Annotated in this window: 17 protein-coding genes; 11 read left to right on the forward strand and 6 right to left on the reverse strand. The window is 39.9% G+C overall.

All coding sequences use genetic code 11. The annotated features are described in order from the left end of the window. The first annotated feature begins 8 nt into the window (after positions 1–8). From AC4E8C_RS04560 to AC4E8C_RS04590, 7 genes are all read left to right on the forward strand, one after another. Complete coding sequence (locus tag AC4E8C_RS04560; RefSeq protein WP_490210623.1) at positions 9–980, forward strand: bile acid:sodium symporter family protein; 972 nt, start codon at positions 9–11, stop codon at positions 978–980. Positions 981–1,080: 100 nt separating this feature from the next. Then, positions 1,081–1,719 (forward strand): NTP transferase domain-containing protein, encoded by a 639-nt coding sequence (locus tag AC4E8C_RS04565; RefSeq protein WP_490210625.1) that lies wholly within the window; start codon positions 1,081–1,083, stop codon positions 1,717–1,719. A gap of 348 nt (positions 1,720–2,067) precedes the next feature. After that, entirely contained in the window at positions 2,068–2,523 is a 456-nt protein-coding gene (locus tag AC4E8C_RS04570) for an SRPBCC family protein (protein ID WP_490210627.1), read from the forward strand. A 368-nt stretch (positions 2,524–2,891) separates the two neighbouring features. After that, positions 2,892–3,827, forward strand: a complete 936-nt coding sequence (locus tag AC4E8C_RS04575; RefSeq protein ID WP_490210628.1) for a dipeptidase — start codon at positions 2,892–2,894, stop codon at positions 3,825–3,827. Then, positions 3,824–4,852: a DmpA family aminopeptidase gene (locus AC4E8C_RS04580; RefSeq protein ID WP_490210630.1), complete on the forward strand. Its 1,029-nt coding sequence runs from the start codon at positions 3,824–3,826 to the stop codon at positions 4,850–4,852. The genes AC4E8C_RS04575 and AC4E8C_RS04580 overlap by 4 nt, the downstream gene beginning before the upstream one ends. Before the next feature lie 5 nt (positions 4,853–4,857). Next, positions 4,858–5,088, forward strand: a complete 231-nt coding sequence (locus tag AC4E8C_RS04585; RefSeq protein ID WP_490210632.1) for an excisionase family DNA-binding protein — start codon at positions 4,858–4,860, stop codon at positions 5,086–5,088. 92 nt (positions 5,089–5,180) lie between these two features. Further along, complete coding sequence (locus tag AC4E8C_RS04590; protein ID WP_490210633.1) at positions 5,181–5,552, forward strand: DUF488 domain-containing protein; 372 nt, start codon at positions 5,181–5,183, stop codon at positions 5,550–5,552. Positions 5,553–5,599: 47 nt separating this feature from the next. Here the strand turns inward: AC4E8C_RS04590 and AC4E8C_RS04595 are convergent, their stop codons facing one another. Further along, a complete protein-coding gene (locus AC4E8C_RS04595) occupies positions 5,600–6,421 on the reverse strand; it encodes a YitT family protein (RefSeq protein WP_490210634.1) in 822 nt (273 codons plus the stop codon). 145 nt (positions 6,422–6,566) lie between these two features. Further along, positions 6,567–7,214, reverse strand: a complete 648-nt coding sequence (trhA, locus tag AC4E8C_RS04600) for a PAQR family membrane homeostasis protein TrhA (protein WP_490210636.1) — start codon at positions 7,212–7,214, stop codon at positions 6,567–6,569. Between the two features lie 132 nt (positions 7,215–7,346). Between trhA and AC4E8C_RS04605 the strand changes: the two genes are divergently transcribed. Beyond that, positions 7,347–7,940 carry a DUF1836 domain-containing protein gene (locus AC4E8C_RS04605; RefSeq protein ID WP_490210638.1) on the forward strand — a complete coding sequence of 198 codons (594 nt, stop codon included), beginning with the start codon at positions 7,347–7,349 and terminating at the stop codon, positions 7,938–7,940. A 181-nt stretch (positions 7,941–8,121) separates the two neighbouring features. Beyond that, a complete protein-coding gene (locus AC4E8C_RS04610; protein ID WP_490210640.1) occupies positions 8,122–8,826 on the forward strand; it encodes an N-acetylmannosamine-6-phosphate 2-epimerase in 705 nt (234 codons plus the stop codon). A 175-nt stretch (positions 8,827–9,001) separates the two neighbouring features. On the opposite strand, the gene AC4E8C_RS04615 is transcribed toward AC4E8C_RS04610, so the two are convergent. Then, complete coding sequence (locus AC4E8C_RS04615) at positions 9,002–10,567, reverse strand: glycosyl hydrolase family 28-related protein (RefSeq protein WP_490210642.1); 1,566 nt, start codon at positions 10,565–10,567, stop codon at positions 9,002–9,004. A gap of 194 nt (positions 10,568–10,761) precedes the next feature. On the opposite strand from AC4E8C_RS04615, the gene AC4E8C_RS04620 reads away from it, so the two are divergent. Beyond that, a complete protein-coding gene (locus AC4E8C_RS04620; RefSeq protein WP_490210643.1) occupies positions 10,762–11,640 on the forward strand; it encodes a hypothetical protein in 879 nt (292 codons plus the stop codon). A gap of 85 nt (positions 11,641–11,725) precedes the next feature. Here AC4E8C_RS04620 and AC4E8C_RS04625 read toward each other — a convergent pair whose 3' ends face one another. Further along, positions 11,726–12,475, reverse strand: coding sequence for an RDD family protein (locus AC4E8C_RS04625; RefSeq protein WP_490210645.1), 750 nt, complete (start codon positions 12,473–12,475; stop codon positions 11,726–11,728). Between the two features lie 155 nt (positions 12,476–12,630). On the opposite strand from AC4E8C_RS04625, the gene AC4E8C_RS04630 reads away from it, so the two are divergent. After that, positions 12,631–12,945, forward strand: coding sequence for a DUF3892 domain-containing protein (locus tag AC4E8C_RS04630; protein WP_490210647.1), 315 nt, complete (start codon positions 12,631–12,633; stop codon positions 12,943–12,945). Positions 12,946–12,998: 53 nt separating this feature from the next. Here AC4E8C_RS04630 and leuD read toward each other — a convergent pair whose 3' ends face one another. Continuing rightward, the gene (gene leuD, locus AC4E8C_RS04635) at positions 12,999–13,583 is read right to left on the reverse strand and encodes a 3-isopropylmalate dehydratase small subunit (RefSeq protein WP_490210648.1); all 585 of its coding nucleotides are present in this window, start codon (positions 13,581–13,583) and stop codon (positions 12,999–13,001) included. Next, positions 13,583–15,001 (reverse strand): 3-isopropylmalate dehydratase large subunit, encoded by a 1,419-nt coding sequence (gene leuC, locus AC4E8C_RS04640; RefSeq protein ID WP_490212471.1) that lies wholly within the window; start codon positions 14,999–15,001, stop codon positions 13,583–13,585. Before leuC ends, leuD begins: the two co-directional genes overlap by 1 nt. Between the last annotated feature and the right edge of the window lie 83 nt (positions 15,002–15,084).

A 15,084-nucleotide genomic window follows, 5' to 3' on the forward strand; every position in this document is an offset into this window, starting at 1 on the left:
AGTCTTACATGCTGCAAAAGATAAATAAAAAACTTGAAAAAATTATGCCACTGATTACTCCTGTTGGTGTTGTACTAGGTGTTCTGCTTAGTACCTATTTAAAAGATTTCTCCTTTTTAATTCCCTGGTTATTTGCCTTTATGACCTTCGCAGGCAGTTTGAGTTCAAATTTTCATTCTTTAAAAAATGTTATCTTGCATCCATTTCCGATTATTATGGGGATGGTGATTTTACATATCATTATGCCCATTTGGGCTTGGGGGATCGGACATATCACTTTTTCTCATGATGTTTACACCATTACTGGACTTGTCTTAGCAATGGTTATTCCAACAGGTGTGACGAGTTTTATTTGGGTTTCCATCTATAAAGGAAATATCCCGTTAGTCTTGTCGCTCATCCTAATTGATACTTTTCTCTCACCCGTTATTGTTCCATTTTCGCTATCATTATTTATTGGTCAAAAAGTTGAAATGGATTTCTTTAGTATTATGAAAGGGATGTTGGGAATGGTGGTAATTCCATCATTGATTGGGATGGTTTTAAACCAAAATACTAAAGGTAGAATTAACAAGCAATTAGGGGTACGCCTTGCTCCTTTTTCAAAGATTTGCTTGGGGATTGTTGTCATGCTGAATGGAGCAGTTGTTGCTCCGTACTTAAAAAATATTAATCTTAAACTAGTAAGTATTGTCCTCGTTGTCTTTTTCATTGCCTTGACAGGTTACTTATTTTCGTTCCTTTTGGGTCGTTTTATGAAAAGGGATCAGGAGACGATTGTCACCCTGACCTTTACTGGCGGGATGAGAAATATTAGTGCTGGTGCTGTTTTGGCTGTCTCCTTTTTTCCTGCCGCTGTAGCCGTTCCCGTCGTAGTCGGCATGCTCTTTCAACAGGTGCTGGCCTCGTTAAACGGACATTTTGTCCAGCGCTTTTTTATTAAAAAACAAGTAGTCGAGCAAAAATCGGTTGCTTTATAGCTTCAAAATGAAAATCTGACATAACACCCTCTCCCAACAACTATATATAAAAGTAGGCTAAAGGCCAGCGCTTGAAAAGTCCTGAGGAAGTGGTGAATCTTTGAAAGATAACGGAATTATTGCTGTCTTTTTAGCAGCAGGCATGAGTCGGCGAATGACCGTTAATAAGCTGGCCCTCCCCCTAGGCACGACAACCATTGGCAATTTGGCATTAGAAAATGCGATTAACTCGAACCTTGCACATATTATCGTTGTAACAAGAAAAGAGGACTCCCTTAACTGGATAGATGCTGCGTTATGGCAGCCTGAAAAGAGTCATAGGTGGACTTCTGTTTCCTGTCTGGATGCTATAAACGGTCAGGCCCATTCGTTACGCTGCGGGATGCATGCTGCAAAGGAATGGGAGCCTAGGGGTGTGATGGTACTCCTCGCAGACCAGCCATTTTTAAGTGTAAAGCTGATAAATGAACTGATTGTTCAATACGGCCTGCACAGTAAAGGTGGAAATTCTATTCCGTTTTTGGCAGCCTGTTATCAAGGTGTTCCAAGACCGCCAATTATCTTTTCACCAGCTCTCTTTCCCGAATTGCTAAAGCTTAAAGGTGATGAGGGAGCCAGAAGGCTTCTTCAAAAACAAAAGGGTGTACTACTAAATTATGAAACTGGTGTAGACTTTCTTGATATTGATACAAGGGACGATTATGAAAAGTTAATGCAAGGTGGCATCCATTTTGATTAGACATCAGTGGCAGTTCTACGAATTATGGGGTAATTCTACAAAACTTAGGAACAATTCTACAAATTAAAGAGGTAATTCTACAAAACTAAGGAAGAATTCTACAAAACAAAGGACTCATTCTACAAAATTACATGGTAATTCTACAATTGCCGGATAAACATTTTCTACTCTATTGCAGTGGGAATAAATAACTCCCGGATACAAAGTGTCCCAATGAAAATATTAAGATTAAATCGGCAGATGTTCATACATGCCGATTTTTTAGTGCACTTTTTGTCCAAAATTGTAAGGGGAATTATGAGTGAAGTATAATAGAGTTAGCAAAATACACCATTTTGGGAGGAAACTATGACAAAACTATTTGTGGACAAAATCATCGAAATTCATGCACCAGCTTCAAGGGTGTGGGATGCTATTACTATAGGTGAACGCAATCGACAGTGGGCGTTAGAGTTTTCTAGCGGAGGGCCGCAGTTCTACCTAGAATCAACATGGGAACTGGGAAGTCCCGTACTCTGGAAAGGGCAGGACGGTGAGGTGATCGTTGAAGGGAATGTAACAGCTGTTGACGAACACAAATTGCTTCGCTTCACTGTATTTGATGTGCGAAGTTCTGAAAGACCTCAGGTAACAGAAGAAGATGGAATTACCTTCGAGTTGGCTGAAAAAAACGGTAACACCACTCTACATATTTTACAAGGGGATTTTTCAGCAATGACGGATGGGCAAATTTATAGAGATGCAAGTGCCGAGATTTGGGACAAAGTGCTACCGAGAATCAAACAAATGTCCGAATTAATATGATACTATGAGGGGCAGGGAATTCTTTCACCGGGCCCTTTTTTAACTATATAATAATTTATAAATTTCATTTTTGAGAATTGTCCAGCTCCAGCGCCCTAGCGGCTAGTGTCCTTCGCGCTCCGCCCTACGATAAGTCAAGCACGAATGCGCCTCCGGCTCTTCGTGTTTCCTTTATCGCGTTTAACGGGCAGTAGATTCTCAACTGCCCGTAAGAACCCGATCGGTTCAACTAACAATCAGCGAGAAAATCGCTCGCTGATTGAAGTTTCACTTTATCTCAGTTGGAGCGCTCCAGGCCATACGCCGCTGACCAGGGCGCTTCTGCATTTCTAATATGATAAAATCATATAAAAAGGAGTTTTTGACCTATGAATATCATTGACTTGCATTGTGATGCCTTACTAAAACTCCAAGAGGCACAAGGGGCATTGCGATATGCGGATGCGAAAGAACTCCAGACGAATAAATGGCGATTGCAGCAAGGCCAAGTAAAAGTCCAGTGCTTTGCTATTTTTATTGAACCGGATATTAAAGGAGATCAGAAATTTCAGATTGCCCTCGAGCAAATCGATTATTTTTATAAAGAAGTGCTAGGAAAAAATCCAGATATGATTCATATCAAAGAATGGTCTGACTTTGAGCGACTAAACGTTGGCCAGATTGGTGCGATGTTAACGCTTGAAGGTGTCGATGCCATTGGTAATGATTTAGCGAAACTCCATATTCTATACCGGCTTGGGGTTCGTTCGGTGGGCCTGACTTGGAATCAGGCGAACCTTGCTGCTGATGGTGCAGGTGAACCGCGAGGCGCGGGTCTGACGTTGTTTGGAAAAGAAATTGTTAAGTTTAATAACGAACACCAAATTTTCACGGATGTCTCCCACCTTAGCGATAAGGGAATTTGGGAGGTTATCGAACTCGCTGACTATCCTATCGCCAGTCACTCCAATGCTCGCACCCTTTGCCATCATCCGCGTAATTTAACTGATAACCAGGCCCAGGCAATGTTTGCTAAAGGCGGTTTGATTCATGTTGTGTACCATCCCCCTTTTACAAAGGAATCAGGAGAAGTGACGATTTCGGATCTTGTGAAACATATTGACCATTTTTGCTCCTTAGGCGGGGTCAAACAAATTGGTTTGGGATCGGATTTTGATGGTATTTCGACTTTTATTACAAATTTAGAAGACGCATCGAAAAGCCAAAATCTTATTAATGAACTTTTAAAATATTACAATGAAGAAACCGTGCGGGGGTTTGCTTATCAAAACTTTTTAGACCATCGGCCAGGGGGGAGACGATGAAGGTTAGGGAACAAGGAATGATTGTGGGAAGGCTTGAAACTGGCAAAAAAAACTGTATTACGGATGTTGCAGATGTGATGGTGGGACACGTAACACTTGACTACCCTCTAAACGAGACTGGGGTAGAATATGCTTGTACAGGTGTAACGGCAATCATTCCTCATAAAGGTAATTTATTTAAGGAAAAAGTAACCGCGGCAAGCTACGTGATCAATGGCTTTGGAAAAACGACCGGTCTTGTCCAGCTGAATGAACTAGGATTACTCGAATCCCCCATCATGTTAACGAATACCTTCGCCGTACCGGCCGTGACGCAGGGAGTACTGGAGTACATGCTTGCTGAAAATCAGGAAATTGGCGACACGACAGGGACGATTAACATCGTAGTGGGGGAATGCAACGATAGCTACTTAAATTCTATTCGTCTTTTTCCTGTTAAACCAGAGCATGCCATTGAGGCCATTAAGAATGCGTCTGACCTTCAAGTGGAGGAGGGGGCAGTTGGTGCTGGCAAGGGAATGATTTGCTTTGGCTATAAAGGCGGGATTGGATCCTCCTCGCGAGTCGTTGAGGAATATACCATTGGCTGCCTTGCACTTAGTAATTTTGGGAAAAAGGAAGAACTGCAAAGATACCGCTATTCAGCGGTAAAAGGATTATCGGAAACGGCAGATGGCTCGATTATTATGGTTATGGCAACAGATGCCCCGTTAAGTGATCGGCAGCTGCAGCGCTTGGCCAAACGGTGTGGAATTGGTCTCGGCCGAACAGGCAGCCATTTTAGTCATGGCAGTGGGGATATTGTCATCGCCTTTTCCACCGCACATAAAATTCCCCACTTCCTGGATGATAAAATGGAAACTCGTTCCCAGATCCGTGAAGATCATCCCATTATGAATCAGCTTTTTACAGCGGCAGCGGAAGCAGCAGAAGAGGCCATCCTTAATTCAGCTTCTCAAGCAGTCACAACGAAGGGGAGATCGGGACGGGTGGTTCACCAAATTAATTTGTTAAAAGAGGAGTAATCACATTGTACCTGACTATAAAAGAAACAGCAGAATATCTATCAGTGCCAGAGGCAACTGTTAAAAGCTTAATTCAACAAAAAAAAATTCGCGCACTATTTGATGGAGAGCAGTACATGATCTATAGGGAACAATTCGCTACCCACTTAAAACAACTGGAAAAGTACAAACAACTCATCGACGAAATCCTAAGCGAACCCATTCCAGAAAGCATCGATGTGAAGGACGAAGACTAATTTGATTATGATGTTGGCGGTGTTGTTAATGGTGCCTGACACCATTCGTGGACACTGTCCGCGTGAAAGGTACATATTTGTGAGGTGATTGGATGGATACTATTTTTCTTAAACGAGTTTATGAGCCTTATGATGAGACTGATGGGTGCAGGATACTGATTGACCGCTTGTGGCCGCGGGGGATTTCTAAGGAGAAGGCGAAGTTGTCGCATTGGTTAAAGGAGGTGGCTCCGAGTCCTGAACTGCGCAAAGAGTTTTGCCATATACCAGAACGTTTTGAGGATTTTCGATTAAAGTACCTTCATGAGCTTAGCAGTAATGAAGAAAAGCAGCATCTAATGAAGCAAATTCTCGATATCGCTGCTAAAGAAAAGGTTACCCTGTTGTACGGAGCAAAAGATCCTATTTATAATCACGGATTAGTTCTGATGGAAGAACTTACTAGATTAACGGAGTCAACATAACATATTAAAAAGCAGATGGGTCATTTCATATTTGACCCATCTGCTTTTTAATTTTTCCGGAAACGACCCATTACTTCCATGGTTTGCATGATGTTTACAAACGCCTTAGGATCAACAGTTTTAATGGTATGCTTCGTTTCATTTAGTTCGAATTTGGTAATGACCGTGGTTAACATTTTTCTTTTCTTATGGGTGTAGGCGCCTTCTACGTCGGTTACGGTTACACCCCTAGCATGCAATTGGAATAAGGCTTCTGTCAGTTCTTCATACTTTTCCGTTACAATCGTTAAGGTTAGCTTATTCTGTGTAGTATAAACCATATCGACCGCACGCCCTGCTACATATATAGCAATAATCGTATAAAGGGTAATATTCCAGCCAAAGATCAACCCAGAGCTCCCCACCACGAAAAGATTCATAACTGTATTTAAAAAGCCAACTTGCATGTTCTTCTTTTTCGCGAGCGTTAAGCTGATAATATCAGTTCCTCCTGTAGATCCGCCGAGGCGAATAATTAATCCAACAGCAATTCCATAAAGAGCGCCGCCGATAATGGAGGAAAGGAGAATGTCAGGGCTTATCGCCTTAATCGGAATAAATCTCATGCTTAGAGATAAAACCAAAACAGAATAACCAGTAAGTAAGACAAAACGTTTTCCTAAGTATTTCAATCCAACTAAAAATAATGGAATATTAATAGCTAAAATAATCGAACCTGTATTGATTCCGGTAAAATGCTGAATTAAAAAGGAAATACCTGTAACGCCCCCAGATGTTAACTTATGTGGAATGAGGAAGGTATTAAAGGAAAAGCCGAAAAGGATGGAGCATAGTCCGATGACCATGACTTGATAAATTAATCGAAACAAAATAAAACACCTCTACTATTTTTTCAACCTTTATATTAAAAACCTCATTCTAGTTTGAGTCAATACATAAAGTTTAATGTTACGAAATTATATAAAAAAATAATAGTTGTAAAGAAACAAAAAAATACACCGATCAATAGGTGTATTAAATGACATATAGATAGACCGTTAAGAAATGAGCTAAACTGCCTAGCAAGATAAATATATGAAAAATCTCATGAAAGCCTAAATACTTTGTTTCTAAAAACTTTGGCTTTGCCCCGTAGATTACTCCGCCAACGGTATAGAATATTCCACCGAGAACCAATAAAAACAATCCAACAGGATTTAAGCTGCCTGCTAAAGGTGAAAACACAAACACAATCATCCAACCCATTGCAATGTACAGGGCAGTAGAAATCCAGCGCGGGCAGTTAAACCACACCATTTTAAATACGACCCCGCTGATCGCAATCCCAGAAATAATCGCAAATAAAATCGCTCCCGTTTTTCCATTTAAACTAATAAAACAAAAAGGAGTGTAGGTACCAGCAATTAAAATAAAAATCATCGAGTGGTCAAGCCGTCTCAAAAAAGCAATGACCTTATCCTTAGCAATAACCATATGATAGGTGGCGGATGCCGAGTAGAGCAGGATCATACTAACGCCAAAAATTATAACAGCTGAGATTACCAAGGGAGAGGGCGTAGTCATAGCAGCTTTTATCACCATGGCAAGCAGACCGACAAAAGATAAAATAGCACCTGCTAAATGGGTCAACCCATTAATAGGTTCTCGAATATAATGATTCATTTTTTTACACTCCTTATAACAACATGTAGTTTTAATAACTACTTATAATAATACTGATAAAATGAAATCTAGTCAACGGTTATTTATTTCTGTATAATAAAATTAATAACGGAAAATGGTGGGATCTTCACGATGGAAAATATCAAACAAATAATTGACTCGCTTGGTATAGATGCAAACTTGACCTTAGAGGATATTCCAAAGATTGATTTATATATGGATCAAGTTATACAATTATTCGAAAGTAAATTTAATGAATCGAAGCGGAATGAAGAAGAAAAGGTGCTTACAAAGACCATGATTAATAATTATGTGAAGGGTAAATTAATTTTTCCAATCCAAAATAAGAAATATTCAAAAGGCCATTTAATCTTGATCAGTTTAATTTATCAGCTTAAAGGAGCACTATCGATTAATGATATTAACGCAACCCTAAGCGGAGTAAATAAAAAGATGATGAATGGGACGCTTGATTTAGACTCTTTTTATTCCAGCTACCTGCATTTAACAGACGAAAATACAGCTGATTTTAAAAAGAACATTGAGGAAAGAGTCAAACATGTAAAAGAGGAAATCTCACATGTACATCAAGATGAAAACTCAGCCTACTTAGAGCAGGTATTGATGATTACATCGTTAGTCCATATGAGCAATTTGTACCGGAAAGTAGCTGAAAAGTTGGTGGATGATTTAGTGGTCGACAAAGAAGAGAAGCGTCAAAGATAGAACCTATCTTTGACGCTTTTTGCGTTAAAAGAAAGAAAAATAGACGAGGGTAAAATAGTTGTTTTTTTTTTGGTGGAAATTCTTTCTAATTAATATAATCGAACAGGAAATTATTTACGAAATTTCAACTATATGATATGTTTTTGAAAAATAAATTTTGCTACTTGGAGATGTTCTTTCAATGAAAACACAACATAATGTATTTGAGCAAATTAAAGGGAAACTAATTGTCTCTTGTCAGGCACTACCAGATGAGCCGCTTCACAGTCCATTTATTATGGGGAGAATGGCGTATGCTGCTAAACTAGGGGGAGCAGCTGGAATAAGGGCAAATAGTGTGGAAGATATTAAGGAAATCAAAAAAACTGTTGATTTACCAATTATAGGTATTATTAAACGAGTATTCGATAACTCGGATGTATTTATTACTCCAACTCTTGAAGAAATTGAGCTTCTCTATCAAGAGGGTGTTGATATTATTGCTTTAGACGCAACTACTAGGGTTCGACCTGATGGAAAAACAATTAGTGAAATTTTCCCGCTAATTCGAGAAAAATATAGTGACCAACTCTTTATGGCAGATTGCTCGAACTATGAGGAGGGGAAATTAGCTTATGAATTAGGATTTGATTGTGTAGGAACAACGTTAAATGGCTATACCGAATACACTAAAGGTAATAAGGATCTAGATCTTCATTTAATCGGAAGATTAGTTAAAGATATTCCGGTTCCAATAATCGCTGAGGGTGGTATTTGGACACCTGAGGACTTGAATGATGTTCTTAAGTGTGGAGCTTTTACAGCGGTAGTGGGGACCGCCATTACTAGACCAATGGAAATTACAAAAAGATTTGTTAAGGCTATTAGCTCAATACACGAGAATTAATGATGAAATGAGTCCATCGATTTATCTTGATTTAATAAGGAAAATACCTAAAAGCAGTGATCTTAAAAAGTGTTTTTTGAAGAAAATACCTCACTAACAAAGTATCAGACCCTACCCCCATATGCTGTTTAATCTAACGTATTGCAACTGCATATGGGGGAGTGGGAGATGTCACCTAAATATTATCAGGAAAGGGCTTACCTTTGTGGAATTTTACATCTTGAACACCTTTTCCAATCTCCAATGATTTAAGAGTGGAATTTGGGGCCACATCCATATATATTTGGACAGAATCGGCACGATGTTCGCCGCCATAAATCTTTATAGCGGTCCCAGCGTTTTTAAACTCCTTAATGGACACTTGATGTACCGCCACATTTCTAGCCCTATATTGAATGGCAATCACTGGATTGCCTTTGAAATCGTAATTCGGGTCACCAATTACCGTAAAATGATTCACCACGACATTTTTATAAGCGGAAACAACCATCCCCCGCGGCGCTGAATCCTTATACAAGTCAGTAAAAATAGGTGCGATAGATACAAGATTCATAGCGATAATATTGTAGGCGGTTTTAGATTCTGAATCCGTTATTTTGTGGTGCCCGATATGCCGAAAGTTAAAGGAGCGGTTATCGTTAACAGAAAGATGCCCGACAATTTGCACATTTGATGCAGCCGAGGAATTCTGGTGTGCCTTAATTTCAACCCCGCCAAAGCACCTGGCTGATGAGTTATTAACCAGCAAAACATTTCGTGAGCCATCATCAATTTCTATTCCATTTGAATTTGAAAAACCTTTTTGATGGGTTCTTCCACTAGGATCACACATATGGGAATTAGATATAAAAATATAGTCACTATGGTGGGTCGTAATTCCGTCGTCACCAAAGCCATAGCCTGTCAGTTGATCAAGCCAAATGTATTTACTGCCGCCGCGTGCTCTAAAACCATCGCCACCGTAGTTGTACTGGGTTGACGATATATCAAAACAATGAAGGCCTGGGTTAATCCCCTCGACCTCTTTTATCCAGCCAAAAGTGACGTTCGCAAAAGTTAGACAGCTAGAATGATTGCCCCATGTACTTGTCTTTGCAGCCTCACCCAGTCTTTCCACATTCCAGTCCAAACTTAACCCTTGAACATGAATATGATGATTTCCTTTCCAATGGTTGGTGTTTGTAATTAGTCGAGTCCCTTTTGGGGCACTGTTATGAAGCTTAATAGTGGTTAACCCCTTGCCAGCACCAACAAGACTTGTCCACGAAGGAAGTTTAATTTCTTTTGTAATAAAGACCCCTGCGGGCACAATGACTTTTACACGCCCCGTGCCGATCGCTTGTTTAAAAGCATGAGTACAATCCGTTTTGCCATCTCCAACTGCGCCAAAATCAAGTACATTTACTTCTTGGCTGATCCTTTTATTTAACTGTACATATTCTTGGTCAAGCAAGTCCTTCCAATCGGGTATAACATTCCCCTCGTGATCGAACGTCATTTTTGTAGGTTCTAAAAGGTGTGAAGGAGTTGCCGCAAGACGGAATAACCGCTCCTTTATCTTTTCTGAAAAAGAAATAGGCTGTTTTTTTTCAGAGTGGATGGTAGTTGGACGGTCTTGACATTGATCAAAAAGTTGCTCTGACTCTTTTATAATTCTTTTCAAATCCAGTTGCTTACCTGTAAATTGATTAAGTAATTCTTTGTTCTCTCGTGGATTATGAAACTGATTAAACTTTAACATGCCTATCACTCCAAAACATCTTATAAAAGTAGTATACCCTAAGCTGCTGTGGGTTCTTATTTAAATTATTGTTAATATGGGGTGATTGAATTCATTCTGAATTCCGAATCTTTTGTGAACATAGTGTCCGCAGTGTTCGGAGTAAGCACGGTATGGGTTAGGATGTAGGTAATATTAGAAGGGAGAGTCATACAATGAAGAACCAAAAATCAATCAGCATTTTAGTCCTATTCATTGCCCTGTTTTCGATTGTCGCCACATCTTTAGCAATTTTCTCTAGACAAGGACCGGGGGCATACGATTACGAGTCTATTTTCGGAGAGACCATCTCTATTTATGGAAAGGGCCTTTACCAACATGATTCTGTAGCAATGGCTTCACAAGCCATTGCTCAAGATTATGTAACGCTATTTTTAGGAGTCCCCTTGCTGGTGATTTCACTTTTTTTAACGGGAAAAGGTTTGTTAAGGGGAAGATTGTTATTAACAGGAACGCTGGGATACTTCTTATACACCTATGCATCCTATTCCTTTCTATCCATGTATAATTCCTTGTTCCTCGTTTATGTATTCCTCATGTCTGCCAGCTTTTTTGCTTTTACGTTAGCACTTATGTCATTTAATATTCCGATGTTACCAAAGCAATTTGATATTAAACTGCCCATTAAATTTATTGGTGGTTTTTTAATCTTAGTTTCATTTATGTTTGGGATGATGTGGCTTGGCAAAATAGTGCCGCCGATATTTAATGGAACTCATCCTGACGGGCTCGAGCATTATACAACACTCATCATTCAAGCCCTTGATCTGGGATTTATAGTACCCGTAGGATTCTTAGCGGGTATTTTGCTAATTAGAAGAAAACCATTTGGATATCTTCTTGCAGCGGTCATTACAATGAAAGATGTAACCTTACTAACAGCGCTAACAGCCATGATATTCCTACAAATCAAGGCAGGCATCGACATAAGCCCATTAGTTATTGCACTCATCCTCCTAGTTAATATCATAATCATCTACATCATGTTTTTAATCTTGAAAAACGTAAAAGAGGTGTCAGGCACCATTAGATAACTCTTTGTAGTGGAAAATAAAAACCCTTCCATTTATTTGTGGAAGGGTTTGTTTTTATGGTGGTGACATTTGTTTGAGGTAATACCTAAATTACCAATCCTGCAATTAGGAGGGCGATAGGAAAAATACTTACAAATACTATTTGCAGGGAATTTACCTGCCCGTATAAAACCACTGTGCCAAAATTTTGATCCCACAAGGAGATACCATTCTTTTTAAGATGTAGATAAGAAAAATAATAGCAAATAAAATTAAGAATGGGAATACCAAAGCCCATGCCTGCAGCGGTAACAAACACACTCCGCTTCAAAGCGGTTCCATAGGGGAGCCGTTCACCACTTATTGTTCGAAGACGCATATTTAAAATGGCCTTTCCTAAGGTATTTCCAAAAATCGTGAGGATAATTGACTCCACTAAAATATATAAAATTAAACTAAGTATAAAGATAAAAAGTCCGGATGATTCTACGATGAATTTTGGAGAGAAGATGGAGATAAAGGTAATTAAGAAAAGAGAAAATAACGAAAGGTCGAAAAATCTAGCAAGATACCGTACAACTGGTCTTCCATTTGGGTAGGTATCCTTTTCAAGCTCCTGCCAACTTTTGGCCAAATTTTCAGCAGGTTGTTCAACTTGTCCTTCCTTATAGGAGAAGTCAGGAAACAACGCTAGCGTTTTAGCCATTTGCCAACGATGCATGTGATGTGTCCAAACAAAAGTCTCCGCAGGTAAAATCCCTTGTTCAAACATTTTCCTTAATTCAAATAATCCGATAGGACCCTGTTGTTCATGATTACGAATGTAAAACCATGCATTTCCTTTCGGTAAATCCATATTATCACCCCAATCAGGTAAATTATACCATGCAGGTTTCTTGTAAATTTTCATGCGAAATGGATAATCTTGAACAATTTTTAACACTTTTAAGAAAAGGAATAATAAATAGAGGGAGTTCGAAAAATACTAACAAATGTTCGGAGGTGGAATAGTTGGAGCAAAATGAATTTGAAAAAATTTACGAACAGTATAAACAGGAAAGTGAGCAACAAGCACTAGCTGAAGCAGAACCAAGTATAAGCACAGGAAAAGAAGGGATTGCAGCCGTAAGGAAAAATGATGACGGCGATATCATTGCTTTCAAAACGAGTACAGGCAGAGAGTTAGATTATCTCACCGCACTAACAGAAGCGAAAGAAGGGAAGCTTGCCCATGTAGATGTTTTCCATAAATATGGGCGGGACATTATTCGCAGTGAACCAGATGGGATCAAGGAAAACAATTTGGATCAATTACCTGAATTTTAACTAGAAATTTTTTCCATAAAAAATGAGCTTGCCGCCAAGCTCATTTTTACTTTCTATTTATGCGTAAGTTCATATTCGTTAATTCTGTCTTCATAATTTAAAGTAACACCAATTTCATCCCAGCCATTTAACAGCATCTCTTTTGGATAGGGGGCAATGTCAAAACTAACTTCGAATCCCTCATGATCATAGATGACTTGATTTTCGAGATTCACTGTAATTTGATATTGTTCAGATTCTGCCTTTTTCATCATGTATTGAACATGCTCATCACTAACTTGGATTGGGAGAATGCCATTTTTAACACAATTGTTTTTAAAAATATCGGCGAAACTTGGTGCAATTACAATTTTAAAGCCAAAATCTTGAACTGCCCATGGAGCATGCTCACGGGAAGAGCCGCAGCCAAAGTTTTCACCAGCCAGCAAAATAGATGCATCTTTATATTTTGGATCATTTAAGGAAAAATCAGGCCGTAGATTTCCTTCGTCATCAAACCGCCAATGGTAGAACAAAAATTGGCCAAATCCACTTCGTTCAATTCTTTTTAAAAACTGCTTGGGAATAATTTGGTCAGTATCGATGTTAGGCCTATTTAACGGATAAACGAGGCCTTGATGTATGCATAGTGGTTCCATTACAATACCTCCTGGGCAGTAAACTCTCTGACATCAACAAAATGACCAGCCACAGCGGCAGCCGCTGCCATCTCAGGACTAACAAGGTGAGTTCTAGCCCCGTTGCCTTGACGGCCTTCAAAATTCCGGTTAGAAGTAGAAGCACAACGTCCACCCGGCGGAACAATATCATCATTCATCGCTAAACACATACTGCAGCCAGCTTCCCGCCATTCAAAGCCTGCCTCAGTAAAAATCTTGTCGATGCCTTCTTTTTCTGCAGCAAGTTTAACACTGAACGACCCAGGTACGACAATGGCTTTAACAGAAGGATTAACCTTTCTGCCACGAATTACTTCTGCTGCTTTCCGCAAATCACTTAATCTCGAATTTGTACAAGAACCGATAAAAACATGGTCAATTGTCACACTGGATAGGGGTTGTCCTGCTTCTAATCCCATATATTCAAGTGCCCGCTGGATCGCATCCTTTTCGTTCGGTTTATCGGTTTCCTCTGGACTTGGAACATTGGCTGTCACAGGTATACACATACCTGGGTTTGTACCCCAAGTAACTTGTGGTTCCACTTCCGCTGCCTCGATCTCAACGACTGCATCATAGGTGGCACCCTCGTCTGTAGCAAGTGCCCGCCATTTAGCTACTGCTTTCTCAAATGCTTCTCCTTGAGGGACATGTCTGCGTCCGCGTAAGTATTCAAAAGTGGTTTCATCCGGCGTGATTAGTCCTGCCCGAGCCCCGGCCTCAATTGACATGTTACAGATTGTCATACGCTCATCCATGGAAAGGGCACGAATCGCCTCACCTGTGTATTCAATCACATAACCAGTTCCAAATTTAATACCGAATTTGCCGATGATCGCAAGAATTAAGTCTTTGGCCGTTACCCCAGTCCCTAATTGTCCATTAACTTTTACATTAAGTGTTTTTGGCGGTGCTTGCCAAAGCGTTTGTGTTGCAAGGACATGCTCAACTTCACTAGTCCCGATCCCAAAAGCAAGGGCTCCAAATGCACCATGTGTGGAAGTATGACTGTCACCGCAGACAATCGTTTTACCTGGTTGGGTTAAACCAAGCTCTGGACCAATGACATGAACAATGCCATTGTCGGGGTGATGAAGGTCAGCAAGTGTTACCCCAAACTCCTGACAATTTTGCTGGAGGGTGTCTACTTGTTTTTTTGAGATAGGATCATTAATGACTTGGCGTTGGCGAGTTGGAATATTATGATCCATTGTCGCAAAGGTAAGATCTGGACGGCGGACCCTGCGGCCATTCAACCTTAAGCCCTCAAACGCTTGGGGAGAGGTTACTTCATGAACAAGGTGCAAGTCGATATAAAGTAAGTCTGGCTTTCCTTCTTCTTGATGGACCACATGCTGTTCCCAAATTTTTTGGATAATCGTTTTTGGTGTTTGCATAGCTTCCTTCCTCACATAAAAAGATTTTAATACCGCGCAATCGGCGGATAGCAGGTGCCAATCGGCGGATAGCAGGTGCCAAT

The organism is Neobacillus sp. SRL179 (assembly GCF_984799095.1).